At 62.2% G+C, this 15,923-nt stretch carries 17 protein-coding genes; 8 read left to right on the top strand and 9 right to left on the bottom strand.

Going from position 1 to position 15,923, the window contains the following annotated elements; translation table 11 throughout:
- The first annotated feature begins 424 nt into the window (after positions 1-424).
- Positions 425-1,057 (top strand): hypothetical protein, encoded by a 633-nt coding sequence (locus tag BIU82_RS03235; RefSeq protein ID WP_070348036.1) that lies wholly within the window; start codon positions 425-427, stop codon positions 1,055-1,057.
- Complete coding sequence (locus BIU82_RS03240) at positions 1,057-1,284, top strand: helix-turn-helix transcriptional regulator (protein ID WP_070348037.1); 228 nt, start codon at positions 1,057-1,059, stop codon at positions 1,282-1,284. Before BIU82_RS03235 ends, BIU82_RS03240 begins: the two co-directional genes overlap by 1 nt.
- Before the next feature lie 55 nt (positions 1,285-1,339).
- On the opposite strand, the gene BIU82_RS19565 is transcribed toward BIU82_RS03240, so the two are convergent.
- Positions 1,340-2,074, bottom strand: coding sequence for a hypothetical protein (locus BIU82_RS19565; protein WP_139146482.1), 735 nt, complete (start codon positions 2,072-2,074; stop codon positions 1,340-1,342).
- A 291-nt stretch (positions 2,075-2,365) separates the two neighbouring features.
- Here BIU82_RS19565 and BIU82_RS03245 point away from each other — a divergent pair, with 291 nt between their 5' ends.
- From BIU82_RS03245 to BIU82_RS03255, 3 genes are all read left to right on the top strand, one after another.
- The gene (locus BIU82_RS03245) at positions 2,366-2,983 is read left to right on the top strand and encodes a hypothetical protein (protein WP_139146483.1); all 618 of its coding nucleotides are present in this window, start codon (positions 2,366-2,368) and stop codon (positions 2,981-2,983) included.
- 429 nt (positions 2,984-3,412) lie between these two features.
- Positions 3,413-4,720 (top strand): hypothetical protein, encoded by a 1,308-nt coding sequence (locus BIU82_RS20015; protein WP_216098987.1) that lies wholly within the window; start codon positions 3,413-3,415, stop codon positions 4,718-4,720.
- Positions 4,721-5,024: 304 nt separating this feature from the next.
- Positions 5,025-5,606, top strand: coding sequence for a class F sortase (locus tag BIU82_RS03255; RefSeq protein ID WP_070348040.1), 582 nt, complete (start codon positions 5,025-5,027; stop codon positions 5,604-5,606).
- 174 nt (positions 5,607-5,780) lie between these two features.
- Here the strand turns inward: BIU82_RS03255 and BIU82_RS03260 are convergent, their stop codons facing one another.
- The 8 genes from BIU82_RS03260 to BIU82_RS03295 all read right to left on the bottom strand — a co-directional run bounded on the left by BIU82_RS03260 (position 5,781) and on the right by BIU82_RS03295 (position 13,745).
- A complete protein-coding gene (locus tag BIU82_RS03260) occupies positions 5,781-6,938 on the bottom strand; it encodes an MFS transporter (RefSeq protein WP_070348041.1) in 1,158 nt (385 codons plus the stop codon).
- A gap of 46 nt (positions 6,939-6,984) precedes the next feature.
- Positions 6,985-7,335: a hypothetical protein gene (locus BIU82_RS03265; RefSeq protein ID WP_070348042.1), complete on the bottom strand. Its 351-nt coding sequence runs from the start codon at positions 7,333-7,335 to the stop codon at positions 6,985-6,987.
- A 2-nt stretch (positions 7,336-7,337) separates the two neighbouring features.
- Complete coding sequence (locus tag BIU82_RS03270) at positions 7,338-8,054, bottom strand: cupin domain-containing protein (protein WP_070348043.1); 717 nt, start codon at positions 8,052-8,054, stop codon at positions 7,338-7,340.
- The gene (locus BIU82_RS03275) at positions 8,051-9,226 is read right to left on the bottom strand and encodes a sedoheptulose 7-phosphate cyclase (protein ID WP_070348044.1); all 1,176 of its coding nucleotides are present in this window, start codon (positions 9,224-9,226) and stop codon (positions 8,051-8,053) included. Before BIU82_RS03275 ends, BIU82_RS03270 begins: the two co-directional genes overlap by 4 nt.
- A gap of 1 nt (position 9,227) precedes the next feature.
- The gene (locus tag BIU82_RS03280; protein WP_070348045.1) at positions 9,228-10,400 is read right to left on the bottom strand and encodes an acyltransferase; all 1,173 of its coding nucleotides are present in this window, start codon (positions 10,398-10,400) and stop codon (positions 9,228-9,230) included.
- On the bottom strand, positions 10,375-11,985 hold the full coding sequence (locus BIU82_RS03285) for an FAD-binding protein (RefSeq protein ID WP_083292170.1): 1,611 nt from the start codon (positions 11,983-11,985) through the stop codon (positions 10,375-10,377). Before BIU82_RS03285 ends, BIU82_RS03280 begins: the two co-directional genes overlap by 26 nt.
- The gene (locus BIU82_RS03290) at positions 11,982-12,896 is read right to left on the bottom strand and encodes a hypothetical protein (protein WP_139146484.1); all 915 of its coding nucleotides are present in this window, start codon (positions 12,894-12,896) and stop codon (positions 11,982-11,984) included. Before BIU82_RS03290 ends, BIU82_RS03285 begins: the two co-directional genes overlap by 4 nt.
- A gap of 75 nt (positions 12,897-12,971) precedes the next feature.
- Positions 12,972-13,745, bottom strand: coding sequence for an SDR family oxidoreductase (locus tag BIU82_RS03295; RefSeq protein WP_070348047.1), 774 nt, complete (start codon positions 13,743-13,745; stop codon positions 12,972-12,974).
- Positions 13,746-13,906: 161 nt separating this feature from the next.
- Between BIU82_RS03295 and BIU82_RS03300 the strand changes: the two genes are divergently transcribed.
- From BIU82_RS03300 to BIU82_RS03310, 3 genes are all read left to right on the top strand, one after another.
- Positions 13,907-14,503 carry a TetR/AcrR family transcriptional regulator gene (locus tag BIU82_RS03300; protein ID WP_070348048.1) on the top strand — a complete coding sequence of 199 codons (597 nt, stop codon included), beginning with the start codon at positions 13,907-13,909 and terminating at the stop codon, positions 14,501-14,503.
- Between the two features lie 58 nt (positions 14,504-14,561).
- The gene (locus BIU82_RS19480) at positions 14,562-14,855 is read left to right on the top strand and encodes a helix-turn-helix domain-containing protein (protein ID WP_171906483.1); all 294 of its coding nucleotides are present in this window, start codon (positions 14,562-14,564) and stop codon (positions 14,853-14,855) included.
- A gap of 165 nt (positions 14,856-15,020) precedes the next feature.
- Positions 15,021-15,917, top strand: coding sequence for an IS3 family transposase (locus BIU82_RS03310; protein WP_139146485.1), 897 nt, complete (start codon positions 15,021-15,023; stop codon positions 15,915-15,917).
- Positions 15,918-15,923 lie beyond the last annotated feature (6 nt).

Consider the following 15,923-nt stretch of genomic DNA (forward strand, 5'->3'; position numbering starts at 1 on the left):
TTCGTGTTCAGACTGATGCGCGCACCCTTAGCGGTTCGGAAAAGCCAGGGCAGTGCAGCTGCCCTATGCCGGCAGTCGCGTCCTCTGACATGGCGGCGCAGGTCTCAGTACCAGCCACAATCCAATGCACTAGCAAGTTAGCCGTCGCTCAGTCATCTAAGTGCTCCCGAAGCGCCAGCTCCGTATTGCCGCAACCTCTGCGCACCGTGATTCCGTCGGAGCCGCTGACCTCGACGCCAACCCGTCTTCGAGGGGTTGCCCGCCCGCGCTAATCACCGGATGACAAGGCAGTTGCCGACCACTCGGCAAGGTGGGTTCTCCCAAGAGGCTAGAGACGAGCTTTCGCTGGGATGCCGTTGACCAGCAGCTGCAACACTCCTAGATTAACGATTATCGTTAATAACGAATATCGATATGGAGGGTCATGAAACACATTCGCAGGTTGGCTGGTGGCGGCCCGAAGAATGTTGTGTCGAGAGCCGATGCAATCATCCTGATGATCGCCTCATCCCTTGCGGCGGTCGTTACAACTGTCACCGCCGTGTCCAGCGCCGTTGTGCTGTTTACCGGCCCGGTAACGCTGGTGCTTCCGGTGGCCACGTCGCATCACATGGCTCCCGGTCTGTCATTGGAGGCCGCGGGACACTTCACCTCAGTTGAAGCAACGATTCCGGTCCTGCCCTCTGGTCCGGCTGTGCAGCTCGCCTGGGCGGGCGTTCTCGACCAGTTTGGGATTTTGACGATACTGGCGCTCGTGTTCCTGCTTGCCTATCGGCTTCAGAGCGGGACCCTCTTTACTGTCATGTCTGCCCACATGGTCGGGGCGGCCGGAGTGGTCCTTGCGATAGTCGGCACGTCCGGCCAGGTCCTCGATAGCGCCGCCCGCAAGAGGATTTCCGAAATGATCGGGGTGAATGCCCGGACCCCGGGAGAGTCCCTGATCTTTTCGGCGCAGTTCGACACCGGCCCGTTGATGCTGGGCATCGCCCTGCTACTGGTTGCGGGGGTCTTCGAGTATGGCCGCCGGCTGCAGAAGGATACCGAGGGGCTGGTCTGATGCCGGCGGAAGAACTATCGAGCATTCACTGTCACCTGGACGAGCTGCTGACGGACCGCGACATGACCCTGACCGAGCTAAGTAGGCGAGTCGGAGTCAGCCTGGTCAATCTGTCCGTGCTCAAGAATGACCGGGCCAAAGCAATCCGGTTCTCAACCCTCACTGCGATCTGTGAAGTGCTCGACTGTGAGGTCGGTGATCTATTGTCGCTCGCGCACGGCACGTGACGGTATGCCGTTCCACACTGCTGGCGCAGGCAGTACCTTGATGACGTCGCAGGTGCTACGGGCGCTTGAATCCATCGGTCACATGCAACGCCTTCCATACCCATCCGACACGCGGGCCAAAGCACTCGAAATCACCCGCGGCCGGCCAAATGCTAGTCAACGCCGCGAATGCCGCAGTCGAATCCGTCGACGCGGCCTTCTTCGCGGTTCTTGGTCCCGACGTGACACCCTGAGTTTGCCTTCCTTGCGGACCAGGGTGACGACGCTGGTCGGCTTCAGTCCGCCGCTGGCAACGATGGCGGCATTCTCGGTGCGGACGGTCTGCTGGAGCCATGCTTAGGACGCGGGCCGGACGACTGTGGGAATCGCTTGCAGGAACGAGCGGATAGGTCGCCCGAGGGTGATCGGCAAATCCCCGATCATCGGAACATCGACCACGACAGAGCCGGTGGTCACAAGGGCCTTGGAACCCATCGGAGGTATGCCCGACGTCGCCGTGAAGGCTTTCGCTGTGGGCTTCGAGCCGAGGTCGAGGTACTGGACGCCCGCGCCGGACGGGCCGCTGTGGGTCCACGTGCCGTTGCTGCTGGACCGCGCCCGAGCTGCCCATCCCGCCGATGGTCTTCAACAGGTTGGTCCCCCGTAGCTGGCGCTTGGTGCGGTCAAAGTCCTTGGCATCGTTGGTGATGCCTTCGACCTCTGCGGATTCGGACTCGGTCAGGTCCCGGCCCAGTTCCATTGCCTTGGCCTCGACGAGCGCAGCTTCACGCTGGGCTTCGTTCTCAAACATTAGGCGCTCCTTTCGAGAGCGTAGGAAAGTGGACGCCTGATGGCGTCGGTCTCTACGGCTCGAAGGGACTAGCGGGCCGGAAGGCTTGGGACTCCTCGCGGACTTGGCCTTGCAGCTCCTCGTCGGCTTGGTCTGCTGCCTCGGTTGGCTGCGGTTCGGTTACCGGAAGCTGTGATTGCCCGGGCTGGTCTTGCGACGGAACCCCGATGGGCTGGCTTCAACTCCACGGGAACATGAGATTTGGATTGCATGCAATCCTCTGGTTCAGTCGGGCGTGGTTACCCTTTTGTCATGAGCGAAATGTGGGCGATCGCTGCCGTCGTCGTGGCAGTAATCACAATCGGTGTGATGTTCTACCTCGACAGGAAACGAAATCCTCGTCGAGAGTTCGCTTACGAGGTGACGGCCTCACCGCTGGTCAGTTCGAAGATCCGAGGCTTAGACAAGCTGGCCGTCTCTTACGACGGCTCGCCACTGGCCCACCCGTACCTAGTCACGGTTCGAATGGCATCAACCGGCCGAGCAGATATTTCGTCAACCAGCTTCGACGGAAATAAGCCGGTGATCATCGAGCTGAACGTTCCGATTTTGGGCGAGATTGAACAATCCACCAGCATGGAAACGGTAGGCGCCCGCCTGAAATATGCCTCAGGCGAAACTTCTTTGGTACTCCCGCCGTCCCTCCTGCCTAAGGGATTCAGCATCCATGGATCGTACTTATGCGACGGGATCCCACAGATCGAATCCCGTATAGAGTTGGCGGACATCACGATCCGGAACACCTCGCGTGCGTCCTCAGATTCATTTGAACGCGTGTCTTCAAGTTTGTCTGTCTGGTCCCGCGCTGTTTCGTTTGGAGCAATGGCAGTCACCGGCGTGATTGCAGCGTGGACCCTAGTCCGCCCCTAGGCTGTGCCCACACGGATGCCCAGAGGGACAGCCATGAGGGCGGCGGTCGCAAATAATTACGACAAGTAGTTCAGTGGCAGGAACCCTTGTGCTTTATGAGCTGGTCGGCCAAAATGCATGCTCTCTTAATGGGGGAGTACGTTCAACGGCAGTTCCAAGCTCAAGACGAATGCCATATTTTTAACCGCGCCGGAAACGAGCGGCATCGCTCGTTTGTTGTAATTTCTACCCATCACATTCATTCATCAATCTGTTAAAATGGTAGAAAAAGTTAATCGGGAAAATCAAAATATGGAAACGGCGGGTGTGTTATGTAGCAATTCAGGGAGTCGGCTTCAAGGAAAGGCACTAGGGCGCTTGATACGAGGAGGTGTCCTGCTGGCGGCTGTCGTGACGGTCCTGCTTCCCAGCGCCGCGTGGGCGAGCCCCTTGATCATCGAGTACCCGACCCCGACCAGCGACAGCCAACCCTTCGGCATCGTCACTGGCCCAGACGGCAACTTGTGGTTCACCGAGGCGAACGGCAATAAGATCGGCCGAATCACACCGAGCGGTACCATCACCGAATACCCGATTCCGACTGTTGACAGCGGCCCTGCATTCATCGCCCCCGGGCCGGACGGCAACCTATGGTTCACTGAAAATAGGGCCAACAAGATCGGCAAGATCACCCCGAGCGGTACCGTTACCGAATACGACATTCCAACCGCTTCCAGTTATCCCATAGGTATCACTGCTGCTCCGGACGGCAACCTGTGGTTCACGGAAAGCGCTGGCAATAAGATCGGCAAGATCACGCCAGGTGGCGCCATTACTGAGTATCCGGTTCCGACCGCCTTTTCCGCTCCTGCCATGATCACGTCCGGACCCGACGGCAACCTGTGGTTTACCGAATACGCCGGTAATAAGATCGGTCGAATGACTCCGAGCGGCACGATCACTGAGTATCTGATTCCGGCCGACATCAGTAGCCCATACGGTATCGCTGCCGGACCTGACGGCAACTTGTGGTTCACCGAGGCAAACGGCAATAGGATCGGACGAATTACACCTTCCGGGACGATGACCGAATATGACATTCCAACAGCTTCCAGTTATCCCATAGGTATTACTGCTGCTCCGGATGGCAACCTCTGGTTCACGCAGTTGCAGGGCAACAACATCGGTCGAATCACGCCGGACGGCACGTTCACCGAATACCCGCTTCCGACTGCCTTTTCCAATCCTGCCAAGATCACGTTCGGACCTGACGGCAACCTCTGGTTCACTGAATATTTTGGAAGCACTATTGCTCGCCTCGAGCTGGCCTCCATCCAACCGCCAGTCATCTCAGCGGCCGCTATCACGCCGAGTGGCACAGGTACCCTGATCACGGCTGGCGGTGCAGGTTTTCTTGGTACAACCTCGGTCACGCTTGGCTCTGAGGTCATCGCCACCTCGCCGTGCCCTGCCCATCCAACTGTGGCCTGCTTCACGGTCAACAGCGACACCTCGCTGAGCGTCCATACCCCCAACGCGCTTACCGCGGCCATAACCCTGACAGCCGCCGACGACAACGGTGCTAGCAACTCCTTCTTGGTCCAGCCACACGTCGCACCGGCCACTGACACACCGGGCGTGCCGAACACAGGTGTTGCGGTCGCGAGCTTGAACAACCCTCTCCTTATCGCGGGTGCAACGATCGCTAGTGCCGCACTCATCCTCGCGGCCATAAGGCTGACTGCACGGCATGCGTAACGGCTTACTCATTGCTGACATCACTCCCACGCGGCCGGCGCCTCCGCCAATACGCCCAATCCACCCGGAAACCTGGCCGCCCGTGACCGACCACGACATGACCGCCGCAGCGCAGCAGTCCACGACGGGTCGGCGGGGGGCATCCGATTTACCACCGACGGCTCTTAGCGCAATGCCAGTTCCGGCCCCGTCGGCCGCGGCCATGCCCGCGTCAGCACAGCCGGCTCGAAGGGTTTCGTCGCTGCGAAAGATCCTTCCGACTACGTGCACCTGTCTTGTCCTCTTCGTCGGCGGACTCCTGGCAGTGGATACCTGGCTGACGAATCGAGGCTTCCGACAACAGGCCGGCGGCGCTATTGCCAGTGCGACCGGGGTCCCGGCAGATGTTAGCGAAGCGCCGGTCAGTGAGCAGCAAAAGCAGGCCTACGTCGTCGCTGCCGACAAGCCACGGATCCTGAAAATTCCCAGCCTCGGCGTCGAAGCACGCATCCTGCACGTCGGGATCACCAGTAACGGGAACATCGACACACCCAAGAACATCGACGACACCGCCTGGTACAACGGCAGCGATCTCCCTGGAATCACCGGGGTCAGCTTTATCGACGCGCATTACGGCGGTACCAGCAGATCAGGGGTGTTCAGCCGCCTTGCCCGGCTCAAACCCTACGACGAAGTGCAGTTAGAACGAGGCGACGGCACCACCCTCCGCTACACCGTCACCAAGGTTGTCGAACAGGACGCCGCGCAAATCGATATGCGCCGCCTCCTCGCCGCGCCGGGCCCTCATGGCGAATATCTAATCCTCATGACCTGCGCAGGCGCCTGGGAGAAAAACAGCCAAACATACAGCCGCCGTACGATCGTCGTCGCCGACCGGACTTCATAACACGAGCTGCCTACTAGCGCTCAGAGACGTGAATCGTCCGAGTTGCTACCGGGAGCTTCGAGAAACCGAACCTGGATCGCAACGACGTCGACGGCCCGGGCCTTGTACTCGCGGCCGGACGGCTAAGTCAACGCAGTTGCGGACTGTGTCTATTGGCCAGATGCAGCGCCACACCTACCGGAGCGCGTTGTGTGTCTGGGAGTCAGCTTGAGGGGGAAGGCAGGCTCGTGCGGTAGTGACTCGACCTCCTTTGCTGTGCATCCACCGCGATCTGCCGACTGCCCGAAGTACGGCGAAACCGATGCCACTGGTTATGAGAAGTACTGCTCCAAGAAGACTCGGGAAGATTGTCGAATGCCCAGCAAACGCGGCCCCGGCCGCGGAGCCGGCTGCGATACCGGTGTTGAACGCGACGACTGCTGCTCCGGAGACGAGGGTTTGGTTACCTGGCGCCCGGTGGAGCATTTCGGTTTGGATGAGGGTCGGGAGGAACCCGAAGCAGGCTCCGGCTATCACCGTTGCAATGATTGTGGTTACTGGTCCGGGAATGATCGCAGTGACCGCGAGGAGGATGCTTTCGATTGCGATGACAGCTACTGCTCGGCCGAGTCGGTTTCGTTTTGCGATGGCTCCGGAGATCGCGGTTGCAGCGATGACTGCAGCGCCGTAGATACCGAGGACCAGAGAGGCTGGGAGGCTGCTGGTCTCTGCGGAAGGTGCGAGGAAGGTGTAGTAGGCGAAGTGTCCGGCCAGGGCTATTGCGAAGAGCGCGGCGAGCCACACGATCCTGCCCGGTGAACCGTCCACGGCTTCCTCTGCTATCGGTCTCTCCTGTGGTGTCGGACGTGGGGCGAAGGAGATCGCTGTGGCGACGCCAACGGACCCGAGTGCGAGGGGCAGGCGCCAATCGAGCGCGGCCAAGGCTTCCGCCGCGGGTACGCCGAGGGCCAGGGCGAGGCCGTTGCCGAGGAGGACCCGCGCGACGGCTTGCGCTGTGTTTCGGGGTGCTGCGGCCGCTGCGAGGGCGAGTACAAGGGGGAAGAATGCAGCGTGGGCTGCTCCGTTCAGGGCCCGGAAAGCGAGGTAGCCGGTGAGGTCAGGCCCCGCGGCAGCAGCCAGGCCGAGGATCGTGAAAGCGATCCCGGCAATGATGGTTGCCTTGCGCAGATCGAACCGTTGAGCGAGGCCGGCCAGCGGCAGGGCGAGCAAGGCTGTGCTGAGGGCGTAGAGACTGGATCCGGCGGCTACTGAGCCGATATCCGTGTGCAGAGCCGTAGCGATGTGGCTCAGGGCGCCGGCCGGAGCCATCTCGACGGTGACGGCGAAGAACACTGCCAAAGGCAGGGCCGCGGTGCTGCGCGGCCCTGCCCCAACAGGGTTAGATGACACGTTCGGCCTCTGGCAGTTCCGGTACCCGGGCCGGCAGGAGTGTGGTGACCGGTTCGGGGTAGGCGCGAATGTTCAGGATCGTCGTGGCAGCGACTGCCGTGAGTGTTGCTTGTTCCCCGGCCGGCGCGAGCAGTACGGCTCCGGCGGTGAGGTCCTGGTCTTGGTAGCTGGTGGTGCCGGAGAGGATGATGGCCGCTTCGTGGACGCCTTGGGTTCCGAGATGGAGCTCCTGGCCGGGAGCGAGGGTGAAGTGTTCGACGGATTCAGTTTCGCTGTGCAGCATGCCTCGGCGGATCAGGCAGCTCCAGTAGTCGTCCGGGTCAACGGTGCTGATGATCATGGCTAGGCGATCTTCAGCTCGACGGTGAACAGTTCGCCGTCCGTTTCCGGCGTGAGTGTTGCAGAGGTTCCGGCTGGGACGAGGAATGACGCGGGCGCTTGGATGCGGGCGGTGGAACCGGGGAAGGACAGCTGGGCAGTGCCTTGGTTGAGGAATCCTGCGATTTCGGTGTTGTCCTGCCCGAATGTGAGGGTGTGGCCGGGCATGGTCGTGTGGCGTTCGACAGCGGTCAGGGGACCATCGAAGGTTCCTTGGGTGTCGATCCTAGCGGTGGTGTTGAGGTCGAAGATTTGTGCTGACATGGGTGCAGTCTCCGTGTGGCTCGTGCCGTTCAGGGCGTTCTGGGTGCGGGGTGTGAGGGTTTCGATGACCCACCAGTTAAGGGTCGTGGCGCCGCTGTTGCGCAGCCCGTGGACGTTCCCGGGTGTGGTGAGTGCAAGAGTCCCGCGCCGGACAGGGTGCGGGGCGCCGTTGAGGAAGAACTCCCCGGTTCCGTCGAGGATGAGATAGATCTCTTCGGTGCGGGTGTGGCGGTGTTCGCCGCTGACCGCGCCTGGTGGCAGGGTTGCCCATTCAACAGCTTCGGTTGGGGACGCGAGCTCCCGGCGGGTGTAGAACGCTTTCCAACCGGTTTGTCCTTCGGCGCCATGTACTCCGAGCACCGTTGCATGTCCGGCCGGGGTGCGCGGGCGGGGCGGGACCTGGGGCAGGACGCTCATACGACAGCACCTTCAAGCCGTGCGTTGTCTGCAACCCGCGCAGTGTTTCCGGAGCGCGCGGCGGAGGCGAGGATCTCCAAGGCGGAGGTGATGTCCGCAGGGCCGAGGTCGTTGACGAACACGGCAGATCCGATGCCGACCGGCAGGGGCAAGCGCTGCAGTCCGTTGCGGTGACGGGTGGTGTCGGCGAGACCGTCAAGGAGGTTCTCGGCTGTCATGGCCGGGTGCGTGACGGGAAGGCCAAGCTCGCCCATGACGGTGAAAATGCGCCGGGCTTGTTCGGTGGAGACGAGGCCGCGGTGGACGCTGATCGCTGTGGTGAGTGCCATGTCGAGGCAGACGGCTTCGCCGTGCAGGAGTTCGGGCAGGGCTTTCATTTCCACGGTAGGTGAGAAACTGTGGCCGTAGTCGACGAGACGTTCGAGTGTTTGTTCCCAGAGGTTGGGTTCGAGTTCTTCGAGCATCCCGGCGATGGCCCGGTCAATGATGGCCTGTTCTGCCTCGTTGTGGTCCTGGAAGCGGCCTCCCAGGGCGGTGGCGCCGTGCTCTTCAAGGAGGGTAAAGAGTTCACGGTCTTTGATGAGCGCGATCTTGAGGATTTCGGCGAGCCCGTTGGAGACGTGGCGGGCACCGAGGCTGGCCAGGAACGAGGTATCCAGGAGACTGCGTGAGGCGGCGAAGTAGGTGCCGATCTTGTTCTTTCCGGTCTGGAAGTTCACTCCGGTCTTCACACCGACGCTGGCGTCGACAATACCGATGAGGGTCGTGGGTACCCGGACGAAGGGGGTGTTGCGCCGGTAGATGCTGCAGGCAAAGCCGACGATATCGGTCAGGACGCCGCCTCCGATCGCGATGACGGGTTCGCGGCGGCGGTCCAGTTTGAATGATTCGATGGCTTCGAGGACGGCTTCGACGGCGGTCCAGCGTTTATTGCTCTCTCCGTGCGGCAGGACGAGGATCCGGTGCTCGCTCAGGTTGGCCGAGGCGTAGGCACGGATCTTGTCGCCGTAGAGCGCGTCCACGGTGGTGTCGGTGACAATGAGGCGGCGGGAGCCGTACTCGCCGTCGATGAGAGCCGGGTTGGCCGGGTTCAGGATGTCGAAGCTTGTTTCGACGCGGTATCGGACATCCTGCTGTGCAGAGACGGTCCAGGAGCGGTTGGTCGTAGTCATGTCAGGCCTCTCGAGTAGTGATGGAACGTCGGGTAGTGAAAGGGTTCAGGGACCGCAGGGCGTTGTTGGCCGGCACTTCAACAGCCCGCCATAGCAACCAGGCGAAGGCCAGGCTGGCGGCGAATGCCGCCAAGCCCACCCCGACGGCAGCCGGGCCCGGCAGGGCGCCGGGCCCGATCAAGCTGCGCGTAGCGCCAAGGACGATGTCGTGCACCATGTAGAAAGCGAAGGAAAGCTCGCCCAGCCGCACTGCGAGCGGCGAACTGAGGGCCTTCGGCGGGGCCGGGTCCTGTGCGGCAGCGATGACCAGGACGGTCACCGGCAGCACATAAGCGGCATCCATCTGCCAGGGCAGCGGAAGGAACAGGCTCAGCCCGTACCCGGCTGCGGCGAACACCGCCGCAATACCCAGCGGGATCCGGGGGAGCTGCCGTTCAGCGACAGCACGGGCGGCGAGCATCCCGACAACGAATTCGAGGAACCGTACCGGGGGAAGGGCGTAAACGGCCCAGATCTGCGGGATCGACGCCCCGTGAAGAGGGGACTGCGCATGGTTGGGACCGAAAACCGCGCCTGCGGGCAACATCCCGGCAAGCAGGGGAGCGGCGGTGATCAGCACGATCAGGCCTGCCGCGGCAGGCAGGAGGTTCCGGCCGGGTATCCGCCTGACCAACGGGAGCACGAAGGGGAACGCCAGGTAGAAGAACAGCTCGGCCGAGAGCGACCAGCTGGGGTGGTTGATGCTGAAGAACGCCGTATCGGCAGGCACCCAGGCATGCAGGAGGAAGAAATTGGCTGCGGCCTCGCCGACCGTGGCCGCGCCCAGACCGGCGATCCCGAGCGCGATGACAAAGGTCACCACGTGGTTGGGGACGATCTTGGCCAGCCGACGCCAGATGAACCGACCCGGAGTGTCCCCCGCCCTGACGGACCACGTCAGCACGAATCCGGAGAGGACGAAGAAGAACGTGACACCGAACCAGCCACCGTTCTTCAACAGGAACCGCAGCGGTTCCACCGCGGCTGCATCATCGGCGAAGAAGCGGTTAAGGCTGAGATGGAAGGCAAAGACCAGCAGCGCAGCGTGGAAACGAAGCCCGGTCAGGGCATCGAGCCGGGCAACCCCCGGGGTCACCAGGGCAGTGGTTTCAGGCAAGAGGGATGCTTTGGGCATGGGAGAACACTCCCTTCGGGTCATAGGTATTCCGGGCCCGTTTCAGGCGCGGCAAGTTGGATTTGTAGTAGAGCTCGAAGGAACTCTGACCGGAGCTGTTCCAGGCCCGGTCGTTGAGATCGACGTCGGCGTAGTTGACAAACGCGCCGTCAGCGTCCGCGTTCGGCAGCGGTACCCCGCCGGTAGAGGCGAACATGTTCCTGTACGTCGCCCGTGTCCAGGCCACGTTCGCGTCGTCATCCTCGGGGTTATCCCAGATGGAAACGACCTGGAACTTGATGATGGAGTCACGCTGCGGCACGGCAGTCGCCGCCGGGGCGACGGCGTTTACAGCTCCGCCGTAAGAGGCGATCATCAGCAGCGCAGTCGGGTTGGAAATCGACGGGTCGTTCAGGCCCCGGTAGGCAGCAGCGATGGCTTCGGGCGTGTAGCTGCGGCGCAGGTACGCGGACTTTCCTTTGAAGCGGCGGGTGGAATCCGGGCCGGTGAAACCGCTCCACTGGGTGGCCTGCAGCCACGGCACGAGCCTGTACTGAAGGACCTTTGGTGCGGGGATGCCGTCGGCGACGGCAGCCAGGTAGCGCTCCAGGATCCCGCTGGCGTCAGGGGCGCCGGCATCGACGATCGTGTCCATCGTGATCGAGCCGTTGGAGCGGTGCCAGGTTTTCAACTGGGCGAACAGCGTCGCTTCCGGGCTCCCTGGGGCGGAATGGGTTTCGTGCCAGCGGCCATGGTTGTCTAGCAGCCGGGTGAACGCTGCCTCATCAATGCTGTCCCAGTCCCAGGCGACCGTACTGAGCCAGACATGTCGGGGCGGGGCAGGCAACGCCTTCTCCGGACGGTCACCGCTGGCAGCAGGGGAGCGCAGCCAGTACCGGGTCGCGATACCGAAGTTGCCGCCGCCTCCTCCGGTGTAAGCCCACCAGAGATCGTGGTGCGGGTCGCGGGGATCGCGTGTTCCACGGCTGATGGCCACGGTCCCGTCTGTTCGGACGTGGACGGCTTCGACAGCCAGGAGGTGATCTACGACGAGACCGTCGCGCCGGTTCATGCTGCCGTAGCCGCCGCCGGCGATGTGCCCGCCCGCGGCCACGGTCGGGCAGTTCCCGGCCGGCGCGTAAACGCCCCACTGCTTGTACAGAAGCTGGTACACCAGCCCAAGCTGTGCGCCCGCACCGATTTCGAAGGCCTTCATTTCCGGGTCCCACCGGACCTGATCCATGGCCGAGGTGTCGATCACTGCCTGGACGTCGCCGTTGGCGACAAAGTTCTCGTAGCAGTGCCCGCCGCTACGGGCCGAAGGCCGAAGCCCCAGTGCCAGGACGGTGCGCAGTTCTTCGGCTACTTCGGCTGAGGTCCGCGGGAACGCGATCCGCTGGGCAGCGCCCTTCCAACGCAGGTTCGTGCCCTGCAGCAGGTCCTCGTACTGTTCTGACCCGGGAGTGATCACCCGATACGGGGTACGGGCCACCGTCGTACTCGGTGCTGCCTGGGCGGAAGGTGACTGGCTCAGGGCGAATACGCCGGCGAGGGCGCCGCCCGCGCCGAGGAAGGCCCTCCGGGAAGCAGTGGTGGTGGTACTCATGCCAGCACCCCCGCCGCGATCGGCCTGCGACGCGTCTCAGCTTCTGCTTCGTAGGGAAGCATCCCGTCAGGCATATTGATCAGTTCCAGCTGAAGCCCAAAAGGCGAATCGAGGTACACCCAGCGATCACCCGCAATCGGGCCTTCCGTGATGGTTTCCGCATCCCCCCGCGCCGCATACCCGCCGGCGAGGCGCAACGCGTCGATGGAAGCATCGACGTCATCGGCGTGGAACGCCACATGATGACCGCCCACGTCACTGTTCGCCGGGCGGGGCGAAGGCGAATGCCCGTGAAGGACCGCCAACTGGGCCCCATGAGCTCCCGTCAGCAAGACCCCGGAGGCCCCGAACGCAGTCACCTCTCCCGCCTGGTGCAGACCGAAAGTGCCTTGCAGCTCGGAGACTGCACCCTGGTAGTCGTAGCGGTTCAGGCACACGGCACCAATGAGGCGTCCGGCGTCTTCGTCACCGGAGGTGCTGCGCTGGATAGCAAGCTGGATACCGGAAGGCAGAGCGATCTCGTAACCGAAGACGGGTTCCTCGACCGGGCGGACGACGGCGTTCTCGGTAAAGAGGCGGGAGACAATCCGTTCAGGCCTTGGGGTGCGCAACAGCAGGAAGAACGTCCCCGCCTCACCTGCCGTTGCAGTCCACGACCGCCGATCGGCGCCGGCGTACTCGAAGAGCTCAAGGTTGGTTCCCAGTGCGTTCATCGCAGCGACCCGCAAAATGCAGGAACCGCGGGAACCCAACTTGCGCGCCATCCAGCCCGGTTCCGGATCTTGGATGGGTCCTTCGATGTAGCAGAGGCCGGCGCCGAGCGCGTTCCTTAAATCATGGATCGCTTCCTCAAGCGATCGCACAGTCAGACCAACATGGTCAATGCCGCGTACGCGGGCACGGTTCATCATTCCCCCTATGTCTGATGCGGTGGCTGCCGACGAAGGGCCGGCGCCTGGAGATGCGGTACGGGTGTGGTTGATCGGTTAGAGGTTGGTTCCGCCGGTGGCGTCGATGGTCTGGCCGGTGACCCAACGGCCGCCGTCGGAGGCGAGGAACGCGACGATGCTCGCGATGTCATCCGGCTGTCCGACCCTGCCCAGCGCCGTGCTGGCAGCGACACCCTCGATGGCCTCCTGGTTGTCACGCAGCCAGGACGCGTTGATATCGGTATCCACCACTCCCGGGGCAACAGCGTTGACGGTGATACCGCGCGGACCGAGGTGCTTGGCCAAAGTAAGGGTGAAGGCGTCAATGGCGCCCTTTGTCAGGGCGTAGCCGATGATTTCCGGGAAGGCGATCCGGGTCACGCCTGAGGAGATGTTCACGATCCGGCCACCGTCGGAAAGACGGGGCAGCGCTTCCTTGGCGATGAAGTAGGGAGCGTTGACGTTCACCGCCTGCTGGGTCAGGAAGTCCTCGCGGCTGAACTCCTCAATCGCTCCACGCAAAGTGACGCCGGCGTTATTGACCAGCACCTGCAACGGCTGGCCGATCACCCCGGCACCCGCAGCGGCCTTGTCGAAAGAAGCCCAGAAATCTTCGGCAGCCGTATCGGCAGCAAGATCGGCGCGGAAAGAAAACGCGGTGCCACCGGCCGCCTTGATCGCGGCGACCGTCTCGGCAGCCGCGTTCTCGTCGCGGCCGTAATGCACACCCACAATGAACCCGTCAGCGGCAAGCCGGGACGAAATGGCGGCACCGATTCCACGGCTTCCACCCGTAACAACAGCAATCTGATCTTTGGTTGATTCGCTCATGGATGAGATACTTACATACGTGTAGCGATCACTACAAGAAAGAAACCGCCGCCCCGTTTCGCTGCTTCACACAGCGTCAACAGAGCTGGCTAAGGGACACTGGTAAGACGAACCGGACGAAACAGGGGGCGTCTAAACGCGGCGGAAACGAAAGGACAACGGTGTCAGGAAAAGCAGGACAAGGGCGCAAATTCGATCTCGACGAGGCCCTGGAAGCGGCAACCCTCGTCTTCTGGGACCACGGCTACGAAGGCACATCCCTGGCGGAACTCACCCAGGCCATGGGCATCAACCCGCCCAGCCTCTACAAAGCCTTCGGCTCCAAAGAGGAACTCTTCTTCTCCGTCGTCGACCACTACAACGCCACCCACGGCAACTTCATGGCCATAGCCTTCGCCGAGGAAACCACCGGACTCACCCTCATGCGACGCCTGCTCCTCGAAGCCGCAGAGCACTACGCCTCCACAACCTACCCCGGCGGATGCCTGGTCATCAGCGCCGCCGTGACCGTCACCGCCACCAACCGTCACGTCGCCAACCGCCTCGCCAAAATGCGCAACGACAACATCAACGCCATGGCCGAAGCACTCACCCGCGACCGCGACGCTGGCCACATCCCGCCAGACACCGACACCAAAGCCATGGCAGCCTTCATCGGAGCAACGCTCCAAGGCATGAGCCAACAAGCCCGCGACGGCGCCACCCAAGACGATCTCAAACGCATCGCCCACTACGCCATCACGGCAATCGGCGCATAAAAATGGCCGTCAACCAGTGGAGGGCCGGCACATGTGAACTGCACCCCAAAAGTTGGACTTGAAAGTTGAGAGTCTGATTTCTTGGAGGGGTTGTTCAGTGCCGGTTCGTGGGGAGTATGGAGCCGAGACGCGCCGTGCCGCTGTTGAGTTGTTCGAGCAGGGGTACGGCGCGTGGGCGATTGCCGGGCGGTTGAACGTGCGGCGGAATACGGTTGTGAAGTGGCTTGGGCGCTACCGTCGTCAGGGTGACGAGGGATTGGAGCGAGCGACGGTGCCGATGAAGTATTCCGTGCAGACGAAGATCGCTGCGGTGGAGGCGGTTCTGGCCGGAACGGTCAAGCATCCGCAGTGACGCTTCCCTCGACCGGTGGGTTAGGGCCTATCGGGAGGACGGTCCTGCAGGGCTTGAGCCTCGAAAGCCTACGGGCCGGCCTCGAAAGCATGTCGTGTCGGCTGGTGAGGAATCTCTGGAAGAGAAGGTGCAGCGGCTTGAGATGGAAAATGCTGCACTAAAAAAATTGCAGGCTTTGGCGGCCCCAAGGCGAGCACGCGAATCAAGGTAAGCGTGGTCGCGTCGCTGGAGCGAATGTATCCGGTCAAGGCCTTGCTTGGCTTTGTCGGTCTGCCGTCGAGCACCTATTACTATCACCGGGCGAAGGCCCGCAAGGAGGACAAGTACGCCGCCAGCAGGGCCCTGATTAAAGAGATCTTCGACGAAGCACGTGGCCGGTACGGGCATCGGCGGATCCGGATCGAGCTGGCCAGGCGGCACGATGTCCGGATGAGCGGCAAAACGGTGCTAAGGGAGATGTCCCGTTCCGGTTGTATCTGCCGGATCCGGCGGCGCAAGTACCGTTCCTATAAGGGCGAAGCCGGCAAGACAGCGCCGAACGTTCTGAAGCGCAACTTCCGTGCAAAGGCTCCGAACACCAAGTGGGGCACGGACGTGACCGAATTCAAGGTTGCCGGGCGACGGATCTATCTCTCACCTGTCATCGACATGTTCAACGGAGAGATCGTCTCGTACAAGGTCAGTTCCAGCCCTTCAATGGCGATGGTCACCGGCATGCTCACGGATGCGATCGTACGGCTTGGCCCTGGGGACCGTCCGGTCCTGCATTCGGATCAGGGTTGGCAGTATCAGAACCTTGCTTACCGGCGATTATTGGCACGGCACGGGATCAAGCAGTCAATGTCTCGCAAGGGCAACTGCCTGGACAACGCCCTTGTTGAGAGCTTTTTCGGTCATTTGAAGGAAGAGTTCTACCGGGCGCGGCGTTTCTCTTCACCGGCGGAATTCACGAAAGAACTCGATGCCTATATCCACTGGTACAACCATGTCCGAATCAAGCAAAGCCTGCGCGGACTCAGCCCGGTCCAGTTCCGCACGGAGATGGGCGCTAGGAGTGGTTGAGCGAGA

It is taken from the genome of Arthrobacter sp. SW1 (assembly GCF_001766675.1).
Lineage (GTDB): Bacteria > Actinomycetota > Actinomycetes > Actinomycetales > Micrococcaceae > Arthrobacter.

Excerpts from the sequence above, each read along its gene's own strand:
- BIU82_RS03295 (WP_070348047.1), bottom strand. The coding sequence starts at position 13,745 with ATGAGCGAATCAACCAAAGATCAGATTGCTGTTGTTACGGGTGGAAGC.
- BIU82_RS03235 (WP_070348036.1), top strand. The coding sequence starts at position 425 with ATGAAACACATTCGCAGGTTGGCTGGTGGCGGCCCGAAGAATGTTGTG.
- BIU82_RS03290 (WP_139146484.1), bottom strand. The coding sequence starts at position 12,896 with ATGATGAACCGTGCCCGCGTACGCGGCATTGACCATGTTGGTCTGACT.
- BIU82_RS03275 (WP_070348044.1), bottom strand. The coding sequence starts at position 9,226 with ATGACTACGACCAACCGCTCCTGGACCGTCTCTGCACAGCAGGATGTC.
- BIU82_RS03270 (WP_070348043.1), bottom strand. The coding sequence starts at position 8,054 with ATGAGCGTCCTGCCCCAGGTCCCGCCCCGCCCGCGCACCCCGGCCGGA.
- BIU82_RS03280 (WP_070348045.1), bottom strand. The coding sequence starts at position 10,400 with ATGCCCAAAGCATCCCTCTTGCCTGAAACCACTGCCCTGGTGACCCCG.
- BIU82_RS03265 (WP_070348042.1), bottom strand. The coding sequence starts at position 7,335 with ATGATCATCAGCACCGTTGACCCGGACGACTACTGGAGCTGCCTGATC.
- BIU82_RS03285 (WP_083292170.1), bottom strand. The coding sequence starts at position 11,985 with ATGAGTACCACCACCACTGCTTCCCGGAGGGCCTTCCTCGGCGCGGGC.
- BIU82_RS19565 (WP_139146482.1), bottom strand. The coding sequence starts at position 2,074 with ATGTTTGAGAACGAAGCCCAGCGTGAAGCTGCGCTCGTCGAGGCCAAG.
- BIU82_RS03245 (WP_139146483.1), top strand. The coding sequence starts at position 2,366 with ATGAGCGAAATGTGGGCGATCGCTGCCGTCGTCGTGGCAGTAATCACA.
- BIU82_RS03240 (WP_070348037.1), top strand. The coding sequence starts at position 1,057 with ATGCCGGCGGAAGAACTATCGAGCATTCACTGTCACCTGGACGAGCTG.